18 protein-coding genes are annotated in these 18,995 nt (G+C 53.7%); 13 read left to right on the top strand and 5 right to left on the bottom strand.

Going from position 1 to position 18,995, the window contains the following annotated elements:
- Positions 1 to 5: 5 nt before the first annotated feature.
- The 4 genes from serA to C7459_RS07295 form a co-directional block, all read right to left on the bottom strand.
- Positions 6 to 1,592, bottom strand: a complete 1,587-nt coding sequence (gene serA, locus C7459_RS07310) for a phosphoglycerate dehydrogenase (RefSeq protein WP_109687898.1) — start codon at positions 1,590 to 1,592, stop codon at positions 6 to 8.
- Complete coding sequence (locus C7459_RS07305; protein ID WP_109687895.1) at positions 1,585 to 2,751, bottom strand: pyridoxal-phosphate-dependent aminotransferase family protein; 1,167 nt, start codon at positions 2,749 to 2,751, stop codon at positions 1,585 to 1,587. The genes serA and C7459_RS07305 overlap by 8 nt, the downstream gene beginning before the upstream one ends.
- Before the next feature lie 455 nt (positions 2,752 to 3,206).
- A complete protein-coding gene (locus C7459_RS07300; protein ID WP_109687893.1) occupies positions 3,207 to 3,401 on the bottom strand; it encodes a capping complex subunit for YIEGIA in 195 nt (64 codons plus the stop codon).
- A gap of 7 nt (positions 3,402 to 3,408) precedes the next feature.
- Entirely contained in the window at positions 3,409 to 4,326 is a 918-nt protein-coding gene (locus C7459_RS07295) for a YIEGIA domain-containing protein (protein WP_109687890.1), read from the bottom strand.
- A gap of 89 nt (positions 4,327 to 4,415) precedes the next feature.
- Here C7459_RS07295 and C7459_RS07290 point away from each other — a divergent pair, with 89 nt between their 5' ends.
- Positions 4,416 to 5,054, top strand: a complete 639-nt coding sequence (locus C7459_RS07290; RefSeq protein WP_170119334.1) for an SIR2 family NAD-dependent protein deacylase — start codon at positions 4,416 to 4,418, stop codon at positions 5,052 to 5,054.
- A 55-nt stretch (positions 5,055 to 5,109) separates the two neighbouring features.
- Here the strand turns inward: C7459_RS07290 and C7459_RS23965 are convergent, their stop codons facing one another.
- Positions 5,110 to 5,244, bottom strand: coding sequence for a hypothetical protein (locus C7459_RS23965; protein WP_281272753.1), 135 nt, complete (start codon positions 5,242 to 5,244; stop codon positions 5,110 to 5,112).
- A gap of 231 nt (positions 5,245 to 5,475) precedes the next feature.
- Here C7459_RS23965 and C7459_RS07285 point away from each other — a divergent pair, with 231 nt between their 5' ends.
- The 12 genes from C7459_RS07285 to C7459_RS07225 all read left to right on the top strand — a co-directional run bounded on the left by C7459_RS07285 (position 5,476) and on the right by C7459_RS07225 (position 18,960).
- Positions 5,476 to 5,961 (top strand): methyl-accepting chemotaxis protein, encoded by a 486-nt coding sequence (locus tag C7459_RS07285; RefSeq protein ID WP_109687886.1) that lies wholly within the window; start codon positions 5,476 to 5,478, stop codon positions 5,959 to 5,961.
- A gap of 81 nt (positions 5,962 to 6,042) precedes the next feature.
- Entirely contained in the window at positions 6,043 to 7,563 is a 1,521-nt protein-coding gene (gene glpK / locus C7459_RS07280) for a glycerol kinase GlpK (RefSeq protein ID WP_109687884.1), read from the top strand.
- A 95-nt stretch (positions 7,564 to 7,658) separates the two neighbouring features.
- Positions 7,659 to 9,071, top strand: a complete 1,413-nt coding sequence (locus tag C7459_RS07275; RefSeq protein ID WP_109687882.1) for a leucyl aminopeptidase family protein — start codon at positions 7,659 to 7,661, stop codon at positions 9,069 to 9,071.
- A gap of 17 nt (positions 9,072 to 9,088) precedes the next feature.
- Complete coding sequence (locus C7459_RS07270) at positions 9,089 to 9,376, top strand: hypothetical protein (RefSeq protein WP_109687880.1); 288 nt, start codon at positions 9,089 to 9,091, stop codon at positions 9,374 to 9,376.
- 31 nt (positions 9,377 to 9,407) lie between these two features.
- The gene (locus C7459_RS07265) at positions 9,408 to 9,767 is read left to right on the top strand and encodes a hypothetical protein (protein WP_109687878.1); all 360 of its coding nucleotides are present in this window, start codon (positions 9,408 to 9,410) and stop codon (positions 9,765 to 9,767) included.
- 98 nt (positions 9,768 to 9,865) lie between these two features.
- Positions 9,866 to 11,548, top strand: coding sequence for a glycerol-3-phosphate dehydrogenase/oxidase (locus C7459_RS07260; protein WP_109687876.1), 1,683 nt, complete (start codon positions 9,866 to 9,868; stop codon positions 11,546 to 11,548).
- A 155-nt stretch (positions 11,549 to 11,703) separates the two neighbouring features.
- A complete protein-coding gene (locus C7459_RS07255) occupies positions 11,704 to 13,428 on the top strand; it encodes a hypothetical protein (protein WP_109687874.1) in 1,725 nt (574 codons plus the stop codon).
- Between the two features lie 54 nt (positions 13,429 to 13,482).
- Positions 13,483 to 13,818, top strand: coding sequence for a hypothetical protein (locus C7459_RS07250; protein WP_109687872.1), 336 nt, complete (start codon positions 13,483 to 13,485; stop codon positions 13,816 to 13,818).
- 15 nt (positions 13,819 to 13,833) lie between these two features.
- Complete coding sequence (locus tag C7459_RS07245; protein ID WP_109687870.1) at positions 13,834 to 15,378, top strand: DUF2357 domain-containing protein; 1,545 nt, start codon at positions 13,834 to 13,836, stop codon at positions 15,376 to 15,378.
- Complete coding sequence (locus tag C7459_RS07240) at positions 15,359 to 15,835, top strand: hypothetical protein (RefSeq protein ID WP_146200964.1); 477 nt, start codon at positions 15,359 to 15,361, stop codon at positions 15,833 to 15,835. The genes C7459_RS07245 and C7459_RS07240 overlap by 20 nt, the downstream gene beginning before the upstream one ends.
- Before the next feature lie 138 nt (positions 15,836 to 15,973).
- A complete protein-coding gene (locus C7459_RS07235; RefSeq protein ID WP_170119333.1) occupies positions 15,974 to 17,308 on the top strand; it encodes a helix-turn-helix transcriptional regulator in 1,335 nt (444 codons plus the stop codon).
- A gap of 353 nt (positions 17,309 to 17,661) precedes the next feature.
- Positions 17,662 to 18,960, top strand: a complete 1,299-nt coding sequence (locus tag C7459_RS07225) for a helix-turn-helix domain-containing protein (protein WP_170119332.1) — start codon at positions 17,662 to 17,664, stop codon at positions 18,958 to 18,960.
- The last annotated feature ends 35 nt before the right edge of the window (positions 18,961 to 18,995 follow it).

The raw sequence follows: 18,995 nt of genomic DNA, 5'->3' as shown, positions 1-18,995 counted from the left end.
TTTCGTTACAGGGTGACGTCGCGGACGCTGAAGATCCCGTCCACTACTTCGATCTCACGACGAGTTTCCTCGTCAGGGGCGCGGTCGACGGCGAGCACCATCAGCGAGATGCCGTTATCGAGCTTCCCGACCTTCATGGAGTCGATGTTGACCCCTGCGCCGCCAAGGATCGTCCCGACCTTGCCGATCATGCCCGGCTTGTCTCGGTTTTCCGCCAACAGCAGCGTACCGTTCGGCTCCAGATCGAGTTTGAAGTCGCCGATCTGTACGATGCGCGGTCCGACCGTCGCTTTGTGCGTGCCGGCGACGATGATCGTGGTATTTTCGGTCACGACGCTGACTTTGAGCAGCTCCGTGTAGGTATCATGGCGTGAGGATTTCGTTTCCTTCAATTGAATCTGGCTCTGCTCAGCGAGGAACGGCGCGTTGACGTAATTGACTTCCTCGCCGTGGTAGTAGGAGAGCATGCCTTTCAAAAAGCTCCGCGTGACCGGCTCGGTCTGCTGCTCCGCCAGTGGGCCGTAGAACGTGACTTCGATCTTGCGCACACTGTCGATCGCCAAGTTCGCTGCGAGCGTGCCCAGTTTCTCTGCCAAGGTCAAGTACGGCTCCAAGGTGCGCAGCGAGTCGTTGGACAGCGAAGGCAGGTTGACCGCGTTGCGGAACGGAAGGCCTTGCAGGATGTTCAAGAGTTCCTTCGCCACGTCGATGGCGACATTGATCTGCGCTTCCTCCGTCGAGGCGCCCAGATGCGGGGTGACGACGACATTGTCCATTTCGACCAGCGGGTTGCCAATCGGCGGTTCTTCTTCAAAAACGTCCAGCGCCGCTGCGGCGACTTTGCCGTTCGCCAGCGCTTCGACCAAGGCTTTCTCATCGATGATCCCGCCGCGTGCGCAGTTCAGGATGCGCACGCCATCGCGCATGCGGGCGAATTGATCGTGGCTGAGCAGGTGCTTGGTGTCCTTGGTCAGCGGGGTGTGTACGGTGATGAAGTCGGAACCTTCCACGATCTCGTCGACGGTCGACATCCGCACGCCCATGCTCTCCGCACGCTCGCGGGTCAGGAACGGGTCATAGGCCAGCACACTCATGCCAAACGCTTTGGCACGAACTGCGACTTCCGATCCGATCCGACCGAAGCCGAGGATGCCGATCGTCTTGTTTTTCAACTCGACGCCGACAAACGACTTGCGATCCCACGTGCCGTTTTTCAATTTCATGTGCGCTTGCGGGATCTTGCGCGCCATCGCCATCATCATGGCGAACGTGTGCTCACAGGTGGAGATCGTGTTGCCGTCTGGGGCATTGATCACCACCACGCCGTGACGGGTGGAAGCGGGGACGTCGATGTTGTCAACGCCAACTCCAGCGCGGCCGATGGCGCGGAGTTTTTTCGCAGCTTGCAGAATTTCGGCGGTCACTTTGGTCTGGCTGCGCACGAGCAGGGCATCATAGTCGCCGATGATCGCGATCAGTTCTTGTGGCGAGAGGTCGGTCTTGATGTCAACCTCTACGTCCGGCGAATCGAGAAGCGCTTGCAAGCCTTGTTCCGAGATCGGGTCGCTGACGAGTACGCGGTATTTAGGCATGAGTGGTCACCTCTTGGGTTTGCAGGTATGCGATCTGGGCGGCGCGGACGCCGTTGCCGAGTTGTACGTTCGCACCCGATTTGATCAGCGCGATCTCCAGCGCGCTCAACACTTGCAGCATGTCGATCGGGGTTGCAAAGCCCATGTGGCCGATGCGGAAGATCTCGCCCTTCAGGTGACCTTGACCACCGGCGACGGCGATGTTGAAGTCTTTTTTCAAGAATTTGCGCACCGCTTCGACATCAAATCCATTGCTGCCGATCGACGTGACGGTCGGTGAGGAGATGCTATCCTCCGTGAACAGCGGCAGTCCCAGCGCTTTGATCGCGGCACGGGTCATCGCTTGCATCTGCAAGTGGCGGGCAAAAATGCTCGGCAAGCCTTCGCTCTCGATCAAGTTGAGCACTTCCGCGAGTCCGAAGACCAGCGACACGCTCGCGGTGTATGGCGTGGTGTTGGCGGCGAGTTGCTTGCGGTAGGAGCGGAGGTCGAAGTAGAAGCGCGGAGCTTCGTTTTTCTCAATGATGTTCCAAGCCTTTGGGGAGACGCCCACGAAGCAGAGGCCCGGCGGGAGCATCAGCGCTTTTTGCGAACCGGTCACGACGATGTCAAGACCCCATGCGTCCATCGGCAGTTCGGCGGCCCCTAGCGAGGAGACGGCGTCGACGACGAGCAGTGCATCGGTTTTGTTGACTTGCGCGGCGATTCCTTGGATGTCGTGCAGGACGCCGGTCGACGTCTCACAGTGTGTGGCAAACACAACTTTGATCTCTGGGTGGTCTGCCAGAGCGATCGCCACTTGCAGCGGATCGATCGCTTCGCCCCACGGAGCGTCGACGGTCAGGACATTGGCCCCGTAGCTTTTGCAGATCTTGGTGAAGCGGTCGCCAAAGTTGCCAGCGGTACAGACGAGCACGGTATCGCCCGTTTGGACGGTGTTGGCGACGGCTGCTTCCAGCCCGCCTGTGCCCGAACCTGCGAGGATGTAGACATCATGCTCGGTTTGGAACACATACTTCAAGCGCTGTGCCGCTTGTGCAAACAACGCGGAGAATTCACCACCTCGGTGGCCGATCATCGGACGCGCCATCGCGCGCTCTACTTGCGGGGGAACCGGGGTCGGGCCGGGAATACGGAGGATCGTCTGCTCTTGGAACATTTCTCAACACTCCTTTTTGGGTAAATAAAAAATCCTCTCGTCCCTTTCCGCACAGACAGGTTCTGTGACGGAAAGGGACGAGAGGATCTGCTCCTTCGTGGTACCACCCTTGTTCACATCCATGTACGTACTCGAGGGAGATCGTTCATGGATGTCTCAATGTAACCGATAACGAGGTCAGCCGACTTCCTCTACTGCCCGCCGTTCAGCGGGGTTCGAACAAGACGCTCGGGATGGCTATGTCCAACAAGAGGCGTACCGGTTTGCAGCGACCACCGGCTCTCTGGAACGCCTGAACGGAGGACAGGTTCCTTCATCGCGTTTTACTAGTTTGGAAATGTCATTTGCCGCTTGAATTATCTGTATCTTAGCATGCCCTTTCAACGGGAGTCAAGGAGGCGTTAGTTATAATTTCATCAGTATTTATGATGAAAAGGCTTTCATTTTACCTTGTGTTAAAGATCGAGAATCAAGTACACACCGTTGGAAAGTGAGGCCACCTCGCCTTGGAGGGCGCGTGCAAGTTCCAGCGTCAATTTGTGACAATCCTCAGGCGTTTCTGCGAGAAATGCTTGTGCCTTACCGCCCGCGAGGTGTTTTTTGTCGGTGGTCACGACGGCGATGATGTCACGGGAGCGCTTGGTGGACATCGGGAATTTAGTCTCCTTTCGATGGCGGTAGGCCTTCGGAGTTGCGCAAGCGTTCGCTTTTGCGCGTGGATTCCAGCAGCGGAACTTCGGCGACCAGTTCCAGCAGTGCGCCTTCATCGCGGCGGATCGGCACGATCGCGAAGCAGAAGCGCCCCTGGCGGAAGTCGCGGCGCATGTAGAGGTAGCGCTTCAAGCCAAACGTCCGGGCCGCCTCATGGATCACCGTCTGGCGCTGGCCGTAGTTGGCGAGTGCGACTTGTCCACCGACCGTGCGCGGGGAGATCATCACGCCGATGCCTTCCTGTAGCAAAAGTTCCTGGGCTTCAGGCAGTCCGACGTTGGTGACGGGAATGTCGTCCACATAGAGCATCGAGCCTTCGAACCTGATCACGGCGAGCTTCACGTCCGTAAAGTCGCCGATCTTTTTGCCCTTGGTACAGCGGCGGAGCAGGTAGAGGGCGATGAACGGGATGACCACGCCGAGCGGAACTTCGAGCAACCAGTGATCGCCGGGGACCAGCAACATCACGGTGACGCTGAGCAGGGAGCAGATCAGGGCGAGATAGTTGCGGGACTCGAACGTTTTGGCGATGCCGTCGATGTAGGCAGACCCGCGCGGGGTGAATTCGGTTTTCTCTAAGTCGTTGAGCGATTCGCGCTCTGTCTTGCGCACGTCGCGGAACTGTTGCACGGCGAGCATCAGGAACGAGACGCCGACGAAGTTTTTAGTGAGCAAGGTGATCGGGAATACAGCGCCGATCGTCGCAGCGATCAACCCGGTGACGACGTTGATGAACACCCCGTTCGGATAGGACGGGTATTGGCGCGTATCTTCCTTGATCGTCGAGATGCGTGCGCCGGTTCCGACGATGATGCCCGTGGCGATCATCGTCATGTATTCCGCAGAGAGCAGATCTTGCGCCATTGGACACCTCCCCTGTTTTCCGGCTGGATAGGTGTAGTATGTGATGCTTGGGGGTTTTGCCATACTGTGAAAAGAGAGGAGGGATGTGCGTGGATGCACAATGGAGGCGCTGGGCCGAGTCCGCACAGCAACCCGTGGCGATCACAGGAGCGGGGATCAGCGTGCCAAGCGGCTTGCCGACGATCAACCGAAGTTGGCGCGGGGTGCCGTTGCGGGAGATTTTTGCAGCGCAGATGTTCGCGGGCGACCCGGCGCGTTTTTTTGCATGCTATCGGGAGTTGATGCTCGAATGGCGCGAGGCGGTGCCCAATCCTGCACATCGCGCACTCGTTCGAGCTGGCGTGCGGATCATCACGCAGAACCTCGACGGCTTGCACCAAGTAGCAGGTTCAGGTGACGTGTTGGAAGTTCACGGCAACCTGCGCGAGTTGGTCTGCCAGCATTGCCAAGGCGTGTATCCCGCCCATGTCGCAGAGACCAACCCCTTGCCACACTGTCCGACCTGTGCGCACTTGCTCAAACCCAACATCGTGCTCGTCGGCGAAGAGGTGCGCCACATCGCCACAGCGGCTGATTGGGTCGGGCAGTGCGATCTCTTGCTGGTGATCGGCACCAAGCTCGAGATGGCTCCTGTGCGCGATCTGCCGCAGATCGCACGCGAGCGCGGGGTTCCGATCCTCGCTTGCAACCGGCGGGCCGAGGAGATGCTGCCCGCGCTTTTCGCATGAAAAAATCCCTGTGCCGACAAGCGGTCACAGGGATTTTTCAACTACTATGTGTGGACTACCAGCGGGATTCCGGGCCCGAAGTGATGAACGCGATGGCCATGAATGCACCTGCAAAACCAAAGATGATGGTCGCATAAGCTGCCGCATGCTCAGACAGCAGGACGCCAAACGCAGCGAACACTACGCACATGATTGCAATTCCCATATAATAACGATACACGGGTATCCCCCCTCACGATCTGAAGTACATACTCTGTCATCAGTCATGATACCACTATATTTCGAAGCTATGCAACAGATTTCACATACTCGCCATATTTTTAAAAGCGATATTTTTTTTAAGAAGTAGTAGGAGAAACACGGGGGTCTTGTCGAAGTAAGAAAGCAACCACCTATATTCCGAGGGAAACGAGGCTGAATCATGAACATTGCAGCAAACCAAAAAGATCTGGTGATCGATTTGAAACGCGGAATCCAAGCGATTGACTCTGCGGTCACTGAAATTCAACGTACCGAGGAAACCTCGCTGCGCACCAAGGAATTGGCGGAATATCTCAGCGAGAAGATCAAGGAGATCGATGCGATTACTGTCTCGATCAACCGGATCGCGTCGATGACGAAGATGCTGGCGCTCAACGCCGGGATCGAAGCGGCGCGCGCGGGCGAACATGGCCGTGGGTTCTCTGTCGTCGCCAACGAAGTCCGCAAACTGTCGGAACAATCTGCAGAAGCGACCACTTCTATTAAAAACGTCATCCAAGCCGTGCAAGGCATTACCGATGATCTGTTCCATTCGGTCGATGAGGAAACCAAATCCGTACAATCCTCCGTCAGTGCGATGCATGAAGCGAAGTCTTCGTTCCACAGCATCGTGGACAATCTCATCGTTGACGATTCCAACAAGTAAGCACCACGAACGTACTAGTGACGACTGTCGCAGCCGGATGCGGTTTGCGACAGTTTTTTTCGATTCCGAGTTGAGAGGGGAATGGGAGTGACCACTTTGGAGAAACGCTACATCTTGGCACTCGACCAAGGGACTACCAGTTCGCGGGCGATCCTGTTCGACGAGTCGGCACAAGCGGTCGGCCTCGCCCAACTGCCGTTCCACCAGCACTACCCGCAACCAGGCCACGTCGAGCATGATGCGCTGGAGATCTGGCAGACACAACGACAAGCGATGCAGGACTGTCTGAAAAACGCCGGCATCCGACCTGAACAGGTCGCTGCCATCGGGATCACCAACCAACGCGAGACGACGGTGATCTGGGATCGGGCCACCGGAGAACCGATCGGCCCGGCCATCGTCTGGCAATGTCGCCGGACGGCAGAGCGCTGTGACGAACTCGTGCGCCAAGGCCATGCCGAGCAGATTCAGCGCAAGACCGGACTCGTCGTCGACGCCTATTTCTCCGCGACCAAGGCGGAGTGGATGCTGAACCAGAGCCCAGAATTGCGCGAGCGTGCGAGCCGCGGTGAACTGCTGCTCGGCACCATCGATTCGTGGCTGTTGTTCCAATTGAGCGGTAAGCGCTTACACCTGACAGACGTGACCAACGCCTCGCGCACGATGTTATTTAACATCCACACGCTGGATTGGGACGATGAACTGTTGGAGCTGTTCGGCATCCCGCGTGCGATGCTGCCAGAGGTACAACCGTCGAGCCATCTCTATGGTGTGACCGATTCGGATGTATTTGGCGCCGAAGTCCCGCTGGCAGGGATCGCAGGTGACCAGCAGGCGGCGCTGTTCGGGCAAGGTTGTTTCCAACCGGGCATGGCCAAAAACACATATGGAACGGGCTGTTTCCTGTTGATGAACACGGGGGAACTCCCGATCGCATCGACGCATGGGCTGTTGACCACCATCGGTTGGCAGATCGGGTCTGACGTCACCTATGCGCTGGAAGGTTCTGTTTTCATCGGAGGAGCCGGGGTGCAGTGGTTGCGCGACGAACTCGGGCTGATTCAGGATGCGGCAGAGACCGAAGCGCTGGCGTACTCCGTTCCCGATGCGAACGGAGTGTATCTGGTGCCAGCCTTCACCGGGCTGGGGGCACCCTATTGGGACCCGTATGCGCGTGGCACGATCTGGGGGCTGACGCGCGGGGCGAACCGGGCGCACCTCGCACGGGCGTGCTTGGAGGCGATCGCCTACCAGACCCGCGATGTGTTGGAGGCGATGGAGATCGACTCGGGTATGCAGGTTCGGCGCTTGCTCGTCGACGGCGGCGCTGTGCAGAATCGTTTCCTCATGGAGTTCCAAGCGGACTTGCTAGGGCTGACGGTCGTGCGCCCCGAGCATTATGAGAGCACGGCGCGGGGCGCGGCGTTTTTGGCAGGTCTGGCGGTTGGGTACTGGTCGGGGCTGGAAGCGTTGACCGAACTGATCGGGACAAAGGCCACGCTGTTCCCCCACGAGATGGACGAGGAGCGTCGAGAGGCGCTCTATGGCGGCTGGAAGCACGCGGCAAATCTATCGCGGGGCTGGCTGATCAAGAAAAACTGATTGGTTTTTCCCGCAGTAAAGCGATATAATGTGATAGTAGGTAAAAATATACGTTGAGTATGTTTAGATACTCAGATACATAAGGAGGAGACATCATGAAATTCCAACTCGGGTCTTTCACCGCTGGGCGAACCACGATCGTGCCGGTGTTTGCTGGACAAACTGTAGATCAACTGGGTTTGAACCTGACCGGTTACCACGGCAAGAAAAAGGACCACGTGGTGTGGTTTGATCAGAACGGCACCCGTTTTGTCGTCGTAGGTATGGGGGAGGAGAAAAAATTCCACCTCAATAAACTTCGTGACGCGATGGCATTTGGCGCGCGTGCAGCGGTGAAGGAAGGTCTGACCGAAGTGACTGCTCTGGTTCCGACCGTCGCAGGCTTCAGCACCGAAGAACTGGTGCACACCGCAGTAGAAGGCTACAAACTCGGTGAATACCGTTTTGATAAATACAAGAAAAGCAAAGAAGATCTGACTGTAGAAACCGTCACCCTCGCAGGTTTCGATGGCGCCCTGAGCGGCCTCGAAGGCGCGATCAAGAGCGGCGAAGTCTACGCAGAAGGCACGATCATCGCGCGCAACCTGAAAAACGAACCGTCGAACAAGATGCGTCCGTATGACCTCGTCGAGTATGTGACAGACCTGTTCAAGGATTCCGCGAACACGACGATCGAGATCTCCAAAGGCGACGACCTCGTCAACAAAAAATATGACGGGCTGCTCGCGGTCGGCAAAGGCTCCACCAACCCGCCGGCGATGATCAAAGTAACCTACCAAGCGGACGCTTCCAAGCCGCTGACCGCATTGGTCGGCAAAGGTCTGACCTTTGACACCGGTGGCATCTCGCTGAAAGTCGGCGTGCGCGACCTCTCGAACATGCGGATGGACATGGGCGGTGCAGCAGCGGTGATCGGTGCGCTGTACATCTTGACCCGTCTCGAAGCTCCGGTTAACGTCGTCATGCTGGTGGCGACTGCTGAAAACATGCCGGATGGCAACGCGCTGTTGCCGGGCGATGTGATCGAGTACCGCAATGGTGTCTCCGTCCACGTCGGCAATACCGATGCAGAAGGTCGCCTCGTGCTGGCTGATGCGCTGATCCTCTCCGATGAACTCGGCGCTGAGCGCGTCGTGGACATCGCAACCTTGACGGGCGCATGTGCAGCCGCACTGGGCTCCAAGCTGGCAGGTCTGTTCGGTGAAGAGTCGGTCGTAGAAGGCATCAAGAACGCGGCAAAAGTGACGGGCGAAAACGTCTGGGAACTGCCGCTGTTCGACGACTACGAAGAACTGCTGTACTCGCCGATTGCGGACATCCGCAACATCACCGAAGGTCCGGGCGCGATCACGGCCGCTCTGTTCCTGCGTCGTTTTGTCGGTGAATCGCAAAAGTGGGCACACCTCGACATCGCAGGCCCGATGGACATTGCACGCACCCACACCTACAGCAACGAAGGCGCGACCGGTTTCGGCGCTCGCCTGTTGGCTGACTGGGTTCGTCGCTAAGTCGGAGTCGCATTCACATGTCCAACAATCGCCTATCCTCGTATTATCGCTTTTGGTGGCGGACTTGTGTCGTGTTCTGCCCGTTAACGTTCCTCATCCTCTATGGAAGTGGCGTTCTCTGGTGGAAAGCGTTGCTCTCCGCTCTCGGGGTGGGGATCGGCGGGCTCCTGCTCGTCCTGCCTTTCATTCTCTCATTTGGCACCGTGGATCGCAGTTTGTGGTCACCTGAGGAGCAGATCAAGCGTCAGATCCGCTACCAGGAGAAATTGCGCAAGTGGGAGAACCAAGAGGAAGATGACGAATAGAGGAACAAAACCCTTGACGGGAGAGTAGAGTATGAATTACGCGTACATTTTGGAGTCGAGTCGCAAGGCAAAAGCGGCCCGCAGCCTCTATGAGTACCTCAAGACCCACACCAAGCAACCGTTTTTGGAGGCTGCTGTGGTGGCCGATTTCCCGATCGCCGATGGCATTCAGGTCCAGAATCAGGACAAGCACCGCGTGATCAACCTCCGCCTGCACGACGAACACCTCAGCCCGTATATGCGCTCCGACATGAGTTTGTTCCACTTGCTCATGATGGATGAGAAGGCGGACATGCGCATGTATCGAGCAGAGGCTGGCTGGATGCTGGTCTTTGAGGGCATACAAGTCGTCCCGAAACCATTCGGGCAAAGCGGGTACGATATGCGTTGACATCTGAGAACCTCTTCAAGTACTCTGCAAATGTACTGAAGAGGTTCTTTTTTCATATCCTACTGTCGAAAAATTGTGAAGAAAGGGGTCGCTTGCTCATGAAAGTTGGCTTTTCCAAACAGACGAGAGCGCAAGACCTGCAGGAGATGGCAAGCCACGGCGTCGATCTGCTCGTGATCGGCGGTGGAATCACCGGCGCTGGCATCGCTTGGGATGCGGCGCAACGCGGGTTGCGCGTCGGGGTCTTGGAGCAGCGGGACTGGGCGTGCGGCACCTCCAGCCGCTCGACCAAACTCATCCACGGGGGGCTGCGCTATCTGGCACAGGGGGAGATCGCCCTCGTGCGCGAGGTCGGTCGCGAGCGTGCCATCCTGCACCGTCTCGCCCCGCATACCGTGTATCCTATGAAACTTCTCCTGCCGATTTATCGCGGTGGCGAATATAGCAAGATCGGGGCATCGGTCGGTCTCTGGTTGTACGACCGTCTCGCGGGGGTCAAGCGAGCTGAGCGCCGTCGGATGCTCTCCAAAACGCGCACGCGCCAACTAGAACCGGGGTTGAACGAGGCTGGGCTGCGCGGGGGCGGGCTCTATGTGGAGTACCGTACCGACGACAGCCGCTTGACGATGGAAGTGTTGAAAACGGCCAGCCAATCGGGAGCAAGACTCGCCAACTATGCCAAAGTGACAGAATTGCGTTACGACGAGAGCGGACGCGTCAATGGGGTACACGTACAGGATCTGGTGGGCAAGCGCACGCTGGAGATCTCCGCGAAGGTGGTCGTCAATGCGGCGGGTCCGTGGGTGGATGAAGTGCGCCGCTTTGATGGTGCCTTGACGGGCAAGCGGCTCCACTTGACCAAGGGCGTGCATCTCACCGTCGACCAAGCCGATTTGCCGCTGCAACACGCTGTGTATACCGGCACGGATGATGGGCGGATGATTTTCTTGGTGCCGCGTGGAAAGCGGGTGTACATCGGCACAACCGACACCAATTACACGGGAGACATTGCCAAACCGATTTGCACGCGCGAGGACGCCGAATATATCCTGCGCGCGGTCAATCAGAACTTCCCGCATGTCAATCTGCGCATGGAACATGTAAAAAGTTCATGGGCGGGCCTGCGTCCGCTGCTGCACGAGGACGGCAAGTCGCCGTCCGAACTGTCGCGCAAGGAAGAGATCTTCAAAAACGAGTCAGGGCTCTACTCGATGGCGGGCGGCAAGTTGACCGGATTCCGCAAGATGGCGGAAAAGATCGTGGACCGTGTTACGCAAGACCTCATTCAAGCGGAAGGACGTACATTTAAATCATGCTCGACCGACCTGACACCGTTGTCTGGCGGGTCCACCGGCGGGCAAGGGTTTGAGCCCTTCTACGAAGCGATGCAGATTATCGGGCAGGAGGAGTACTGCTTGCAGGTGGATGTGATCGATGCGCTGCTGTTGCGTTATGGTTCCAATATCCGCACGATCCTGCGTTACATCGAGGAGCAAGGGCGGATGGCGGAACGTGTCGGCGGACGCTTGCCGATTCTCCGAGCAGAGGTGCGGTATTCGGTGGAGCATGAGATGACGCTCTCACTGGTCGATTTCTTGGTGCGCCGCACGGGTGATCTGCTGTTCGCTGCCGAGGAAGCCTTGGAAGCGGCACCGGCGTTGCTGGATGCGTTGGTTGAGTTCCACGGCTGGGATGAGTCGGAGCGCAAGCGCCAATGGCAAGCGTGGGAAGAAGCGATCGAGGAAGCACGAGGATTTTTGCATACAGAGGTACGGGTGTGAAAAAGCTCTCGTCTGCGTTGGCAGACGGGAGCTTTTTTTGTTTGAAATAAGAAATAAATGATTTGAAAATGTTTTTGGAAAAAAGTTATACGAGAAGGAATAAAATCGCTTATACTAAATAATAGTTTTTGAGAAGAACGAAGGGGAGTTTAGTGATGAGAGTTTGGAAAATTGCACCAGGTAAATATGCTTCGAACTGGGAGGAAGCTCTCGAAAAAGGGCAAATTTTCATCGGGTGGCCTCAGATGGGAGACCTTTCACAATATAAGAGCCAAGAAGATTTGGTGGACTATTATCAGGAAGAATATGAAGTGTTACATAACCCGATCAACAACAGCTTCACCCTCTGGGGTTTTACTCATCTCATCCAGCCTGGGGATGTTGTCATCGCGAACAAAGGTGGCAAATCGATTGTTGGAATCGGGAAGGTAACAGGGGAATACGAGTACATGCCGGAGGGAAATCCCGAATTCCCGAATGTCCGCAAGGTCGATTGGGTGATTACGCAAGAAATTCCGTTGACGAAAAAACAGTTTCCAAATAAAACTTTGGCTGAGGTTTCGGTAGATCGATTGGAGTCAATACGGACAAACGCATTTAAAAAAGTACCGAACATCGGCCCCATATGGAAAGAGTTGTTTGAAACTACGACCGGTCCGAATGATGGTCATCCAGAATCTAAAACCTCCACAGACTTTTTTAGCGAGTTTTGGGAATTTACAAAAAGCCGCGGATTCTCGTTTGATCGAGAATTGATCGTTCGATTTGCGACATCGCTGATGAGCAAGCCATTCCTGATCCTGTCCGGGATCTCCGGTACAGGAAAAACCAAGATTGCACAGTTGTTTGCGGAGTTCATGACTCAGCAAACACCCAAAAGACCAAACGAAGTTAGTAGTGGTATCTTGAATTTTGAGTATGAACTTAAACCTTATAACTTTTCGTATACACGCCTTATGATTCCAACAGCAATTGTCAAGCAACTGGAGCAATTGGAACTCGATTTTTCTGAAGGAGAGACCGTGACGATCCGCTATGGGAACGCAACGGAGGAAGCGCTTATTAAGAGACAAGGTGGAACTGTGAGGCTAGGGTTCCGTAAAGGTTTAGCAAGTTGGGTGTCCAACCATTTCAAAATAGATGATGTTGTCTATATTCAGATTCAAAATGATGGCACTGATTGGGAGTTTAGCGTACAACCATACACGGGCCAAGCATCCGTCCCACAGCAGTATGCTTTTCTCTCCGTTCGTCCTGATTGGTTAGATCATCGTGGTTTATTAGGCGGATATAACCCGTTGACAGAGACGTATCAAGTGTCCGAGATGCTCAAGATTCTCTTGCGTGCTCAGCGAGCTCTAGAGCACCCGTTCTTTGTCATCTTGGATGAGATGAACTTGGCAAAGGTAGAGTACTATTTCTCCGATTTCCTCTCCTGCCTCGAGAGCCGTCTTTTCAAAGACGGTACTTTACAGCAAGAAGCAATTCAACTTCATCAAGCTGACGCGGAAGTAGAACAAGGGCTGTCTTTTGTTGATGAAGATGGAAGTGTTTACCAAATTCCAAAGTCGATCAAAATTCCGCATAACCTCTACTTCATCGGTACTGTCAATGTGGATGAAACCACCTATATGTTTAGTCCAAAGGTGTTAGACCGCGCACACGTTATCGAGTGCAATACCATTGACTTTGCCTCGTATCGCCAAGAGGTGGCTAGTTCGATCCAGCGTCGTTATGAACCGCGACTCTCTTATACGGAGAAGGTCGAATTTTTCACAATGCTTGGGGAGTTCCATAAAGCTCTCTATGCCAAAACGTTTTTACGTGGGAATACTGTAGATCGGTTGCAATCGGCCTTTGTTTCTGCAGATTCGCTTTAGGATCTGTTGACTGCTGAGGGGTATTCGTTCGGATACCGGGTATTTGATGAAGGCATGACGTTCATTGGAAACCTGTTGGAGCATGAAAACTATGCCAATCGCCAAGAGTTAGCTTTCGACCTGATGATCTTGCAAAAAGTTCTTCCGAAACTGCATGGAAACCGCTCGCAAATGGAGGAGGTATTGAACAAGTTGTTCCAATTCTGCGTGATTGAAGTTGAGTCAGAGCAAGAGGATGAGGGCGATGAAAAACGCCGTGGCTTGGTCGGGGCGATCCACGAAGATTTTAAGGGCGATTATACTGGTTTCCGCTATCCGAAGTCAGCGGAGAAAATACATGCTATGAACAGGCAATTGGAACGAACCGGCTACTGTAGCTTTATCCAATAGAGCGAGTTGACGGACATGGAAATTCCTTTTGCGCTCAAAATAAATGGTAAGTTGCTGGCTTGCGATGAACTACGTGAACACGTTGATTATGAAGTGGTGTTTCTACGAGAGCTAAATCGTCACGAAAAGGAAGAATTGATACACAACTATGGTTCCGTACTTTCATTGGTGTACAAGACGTATGTTTTAAATTTTCGGAACTATGTAGGCAAGGTTCAGTTTCTTGGACGAACCTTGACTGTTATCTCGCGCAAGTGGTCCTCAGAACAGGTAAAGCGCATGTGGTTGGAGGTGAGTGAGCAAGCGGTTGCTTTGTTGTACTCGCATTTTTCTGTGGTGAAACAGGCTGCGCAGCGTTCGCACAAGGAGCGCGAGGTGATGAAGTTTCAGCAATGGGTTTTCTTGCGGGACCAACTCTTGTATCGGGATGAACTAATTTCTACATGGGAGTTGATTTCAAGAGAGCCCCACACGTGGGTGAGGCAAGATCGTGTGCGGAGCGAATCGTGGACCGCTCGTGATGTTGAAGTTCCTGCTTGGAATCGTGCGTTTGAAACGGAGAATGTCGAAATGCTTCGGGTAGGTCATCCGCTTGCCAAGACAGCAGCCGCACAATTTGGACGACCAGCACTTCCAACCCACGTGGAAGAGGTTCGGAAACGGAAAACCTTTGATACCAAGGAAAATCGGTTTCTTAAATACATGCTTGAAGAAATGATGCAACTTGTAGAGTGGAAAGAAAAGTTTGTTTTGCGTGAGAAGAAGAAAAAAGTCTTTGGCATCGCCCTGTTGCTACAGGAGAACCGGGAGATGAAGCGCAAATTGCAAGAGTTGTTGTCTGTACCATGGTTTGCGGAGGTAGGCAGGTTTGTCGGGGACTATGGGAATAGCACGGTGTTGCAACGACGAGAAGGGTATCGCCAATGGTTTTCGATATACCAGGAGTGGTTGCAAGGAATTCGATTCCCTTTTGATCAAGAAGACTTGCACGTGTTGGTTGAGACGCGGGACATTGCGAGAATTTACGAATATTGGTGTTTCTTCAAGATTTTGCAGGCTGTAGAAAAGGTCACGGGTTGTTCACGACAGCAGGTGGAATTACGACGTAATGGTGAGTATGGAACACACTTGGGTAATAAAACGGAAGTGATCTATCCAATTGGTGTTCAGCGGCTCTCAGTGTTTTATAACAAGACTTTCTCGCGAAAGAATGGGGGGTCGTCCTCACTTACAGTCCGACCTGATATCAGTTTGCACTGGGGCGGGGAGTGGTACCACTTCGACGCGAAATTCAAGGATGGATACGTGCGTCGAGATTTTACCTTGCGGGAGGATGTGGAACGTATGCATTTGTACAAGGACGCAATCCACAACTCTCGTGCGTCTATCGCTCTCTACCCAGCAAGGAAACGTGCACGGGACCGCTTTTACCAATCTGGTGAAAACCGCGGTGGTGTTGGAGTGATTGGGCTGCAACTTGAGAAGGACAACAAACGATTAGAACGCTTTATAGAGCAAATCTTGAAGGGAGACGATTTTTGTGCCGATACGTCTACGTGAGATGGAAGTTCCTGACCCGTTCAAAATGAACAAGAATCAAGTGAGCGAGTACATCGCCAAATTCCTTGAAACATGTAGATTTGATAATGTGGTGACATCCACATCTCGTGGAGATTGGGATGTGACAGCAAAGGTTAATGATTGGCGGATATATGTAGATGCAAAAGGCTCTAGGGCTGTAAAGCATAAAGAGGATGTAGTGTTTGCCGATACGCAACTAGTAAAGCATTTAGCTGATCAAGTAAGCGAATTAATGCGTTATTATCAAACAATGGACGAATCAGGCTTGCTTTTTATGGGAAATCCAGACCTCCCACGAATTCGTGAAATTGCTGAAGAGATTGACAGGTCACTTGATCATTTGGGAATTATCCGATTGTGGGTACAGCAGGACGGAACCGTTCAGGTCGAGGCCCCGAGCGGAATGGCAGAAATAATGAAACAAATCGGACTCTAAAAACTGCCGCCACCCTTCAAGGTGGCTTTTTCATTGGATGGAATTATCCAAAAGGAGAAAATATGATGTACAATTGAAAAACTTCCTGTTATGATAGATCTAGAGTTCCAAATCTCATTTAAGGAGGTGGATGATAAATTGACGAATCAATCGTTTACCATTGGGCAGCGCTTGAAGCGGTATCGAACACAGCGGGGGATGTCGCAGGTGGAGTTGGCTGACGGGATCTGTTCGCACCAGACCGTGAGTTTGGTGGAAAAGGACAAACACACCCCATCGGCGGAGATCTTGCGCAAACTGGCGGAGAAATTGGAGATTCCGTTCTATGAGATCATGCAGGATCGGGAGAGTGAGCTGGAGGCGAAGTTGCAGCTGGAGATTCTGAAGATCTACACCGAACAAAAGGAGTACTCCCGTGCTCTTGATCTCGTCGAAGAACTAGAGGCTCGTCCAGACCTGACGGAGAATCATCGAACGCAGTTGTCGTTGCTACGCGCCGAGTGCTGGATGCGAACAGATCGACCGAATGAGGCAGTCAGATTGCTTACACAGTTGAAGAACAAGCTGGAAGCTGACCGGAGCATGGACGATGCTTTCATGGCCGAATTCTACAATAAACTGGGTAATTCTCACAACTTATCATCGAACATGATTTATGCGCACATGCATTATTTGCGAGCGCTGGAGTTATGTGAAAAGATACCGGAATCGAGACTTTTGATTGCAGAGATAAGTTTTAATCTAGGAGTTGTGTGTGGTGTATTAGGTTTTTACACAGATGCCAAATCGTATCTGGATGACGCCCTGAAAGTGTTTAACGAGTTATCGGATATGAAACGTCTCGCGTCCACGTATTTCTCGTTGGGAGTCTTGCAGAAAAAACTCAATCAGTTTGACGAAGCCGAATCCTATATGCAACAGGCGTTGGCCTTGTATCGCTGTCATAACGTAGTTGAGTTGGCATTTGTTGTACGACAACAATTTGCGGCCTCCATCATGGCAGAAAAAGACCCAGCCGGCGCAATAACTGAACTGTTGGATTGTGTAGTCGAATTTGATAAAAACGGTGATGACAAGCTAGTGATCCATACCTACGCACGAATCGCCTCCATATATATAGCTGAAAAGCAGATGGACAAAGCAGATCGCTTCATTAAATTAGGTCATGAGCGAATTGCTTGTACAAAGTTCCAGCATGATCCAAGGTATGTCTATCTGTATCAAGTGCACGCGAAGTATTGTTTACATACTCAAGATTTTGAGCGCGCTGTAGAGTACTCTCTGCTAGCTGCTGAGTACTTTGAAGGCTTAGGGTTGCAGAGAGATTCGGCAGACTGCTTGCAAATTTGTGTGGAGGCGTATCGGAAAAAAGGTCGTAACGAGGAAGCCTTTTTCACATTGGAAAAAGTAGCCGAAACTCTTCGTCGTGCTCAAGAAACAACATATATCGTGAATGGGGGAGTTTTTCAATGAAAAAAGTAGTTCTGTCTCTCGTAGGTGCAGCGTTGCTAGCAATCGGTTTTGTAAGTGTCAAGGGAGCTCATAGTTCCACGGTTGCGGTTGATGACTATCCAAACCCGCTCGGCGTCTCTAAGGTTGCGTTCGACATTTGGCCTGATCCACTTATTGTTACGAAAAGCACAAACGTATAAACAAGAAACCCCTCACTTACTGTGAGGGGTTTCTTGTTTAAAATGATACCTAACACTTCTAAGAGGTATTGCTATCTACCTTGGAAAACCTTTATCCCATATAATCTCACTTGTAAACAGATAACCTGTACAAGTGAGATTTTTGTTATGTATATAAAGGGAGGGCGTGTAGACATGACGGAGATGCCAGTGTTGGGAGAACGGATAAAATTGATGCGGCAACGTCGCAATATGACGCAGGGAGATCTCGCGAGTGGGCTATGCACCGCGAGCATGATCTCCCAGATTGAGACGGGCAAGGCGCGCCCGTCCTATCACATCTTGCTACAGATCGCTCAACGGTTGGAGGTTCCCGTGGAATTCCTCATCGAAAGCAGCGAGGCAAACCTCGAGTACGTCTGCACATATCGCGCTGCTCAGATGCTGATTGCTGGCCGGGACTATACGGAGGGCATGTTGTTGCTCAAACAACTGCTCAACACCCCACGCGGTCAACAAGACGGTGTTCAGTTGATGTGCGAACTGATTCCGTGCTACCTACAGGTCGGGCAAGTCGCCAATGCCATACGCTTGGTCGAACAATTGGCACGGGAGGCCGAGTCCAGCGAAGAGCATGGGCTGATGGCGTTGGTCTGCCAACACAGAGGCACGATCCAGTTCATGGCGCTGCGCTATGACAACGCCATCTACCAGTGGGAGCGGGGGTTGGAATTTCTGCGCCGCGTCGAGGGTGTTGATCGCTACTTCTACGCGGGGTTGCTGTTTCGCATCGCACAGGCACACGCGAAACTGGGACAGATGCAAAAGTCGCTCGCGTATTGCGCACGGACAGCTCCGTACTTCGAACACGCCCGCACGCTAACCGATCAAGCGCGGATGTGCCTAAGCCTCAGCAAGTCGTTTCGCCAGTCCTCCGACCACCGCCAATCGATCACGTTCGGGCAACGTGCAGGCCATCTGCATAACGTGTTGCAACACCGTGCTCGACACGAGCGCAATCGGGTGCAACAGGCGTTGCTGATCGAATCGACCGGCCGCGGGCAGGAGACTCGTCAGACGCTGGCAACGGCGGTCCAGCAGTTGCAGGGGATGGGGTTTCTAGAAGCCGCAGGGTTGGCTGCGCTGGAACTTGCCAAACTGCACCTGCAGGCCTCCGACGTCGAGGCTGCTGAGCACGCCTGTGTGCAGGCGCAACGCTGGATTCCAACACCTCACACCGTTCGCGCCAAGTTGCAGACGCTGCTCGGGCGAGTCGAGGTCAAGCGCCATCGACACAGTGAAGGAAAGCGGCGCATCCAGCAGGTCGTGGACACGCACTACGCACAACAGCGCGTGTTCGAGTGGGAGGAGGCGCTCTCCGAACTAGCGTGGGTCTACGCGGACGAGGAAGACTTCCGCCACGCCTGCCAACTGCTGCTCTCCGCACGGACGTACAGCCGCAATCTGATCTCCGAGCGCGGGATGTGCCTCTAACCACCTCAGGCTCATGCAAAAAGCCCCCAGACCAC

The organism is Tumebacillus permanentifrigoris (assembly GCF_003148565.1).
GTDB lineage: Bacteria > Bacillota > Bacilli > Tumebacillales > Tumebacillaceae > Tumebacillus > Tumebacillus permanentifrigoris.
The sequence above is the reverse complement of the archived record's forward strand: the minus strand, read 5'-3'. Positions and strand labels throughout refer to the sequence as shown.

What these genes read in the sequence shown, in the direction of transcription:
- serA (WP_109687898.1), bottom strand. Translation starts at nt 1,592, where the DNA reads ATGCCTAAATACCGCGTACTCGTCAGCGACCCGATCTCGGAACAAGGC.
- C7459_RS07305 (WP_109687895.1), bottom strand. Translation starts at nt 2,751, where the DNA reads ATGTTCCAAGAGCAGACGATCCTCCGTATTCCCGGCCCGACCCCGGTT.
- C7459_RS07300 (WP_109687893.1), bottom strand. Translation starts at nt 3,401, where the DNA reads ATGTCCACCAAGCGCTCCCGTGACATCATCGCCGTCGTGACCACCGAC.
- C7459_RS07295 (WP_109687890.1), bottom strand. Translation starts at nt 4,326, where the DNA reads ATGGCGCAAGATCTGCTCTCTGCGGAATACATGACGATGATCGCCACG.
- C7459_RS23965 (WP_281272753.1), bottom strand. Translation starts at nt 5,244, where the DNA reads ATGTGCGTAGTGTTCGCTGCGTTTGGCGTCCTGCTGTCTGAGCATGCG.
- C7459_RS07285 (WP_109687886.1), top strand. Translation starts at nt 5,476, where the DNA reads ATGAACATTGCAGCAAACCAAAAAGATCTGGTGATCGATTTGAAACGC.
- glpK (WP_109687884.1), top strand. Translation starts at nt 6,043, where the DNA reads ATGGGAGTGACCACTTTGGAGAAACGCTACATCTTGGCACTCGACCAA.
- C7459_RS07275 (WP_109687882.1), top strand. Translation starts at nt 7,659, where the DNA reads ATGAAATTCCAACTCGGGTCTTTCACCGCTGGGCGAACCACGATCGTG.
- C7459_RS07270 (WP_109687880.1), top strand. Translation starts at nt 9,089, where the DNA reads ATGTCCAACAATCGCCTATCCTCGTATTATCGCTTTTGGTGGCGGACT.
- C7459_RS07265 (WP_109687878.1), top strand. Translation starts at nt 9,408, where the DNA reads ATGAATTACGCGTACATTTTGGAGTCGAGTCGCAAGGCAAAAGCGGCC.
- C7459_RS07260 (WP_109687876.1), top strand. Translation starts at nt 9,866, where the DNA reads ATGAAAGTTGGCTTTTCCAAACAGACGAGAGCGCAAGACCTGCAGGAG.
- C7459_RS07255 (WP_109687874.1), top strand. Translation starts at nt 11,704, where the DNA reads ATGAGAGTTTGGAAAATTGCACCAGGTAAATATGCTTCGAACTGGGAG.
- C7459_RS07250 (WP_109687872.1), top strand. Translation starts at nt 13,483, where the DNA reads ATGACGTTCATTGGAAACCTGTTGGAGCATGAAAACTATGCCAATCGC.
- C7459_RS07245 (WP_109687870.1), top strand. Translation starts at nt 13,834, where the DNA reads ATGGAAATTCCTTTTGCGCTCAAAATAAATGGTAAGTTGCTGGCTTGC.
- C7459_RS07225 (WP_170119332.1), top strand. Translation starts at nt 17,662, where the DNA reads ATGACGGAGATGCCAGTGTTGGGAGAACGGATAAAATTGATGCGGCAA.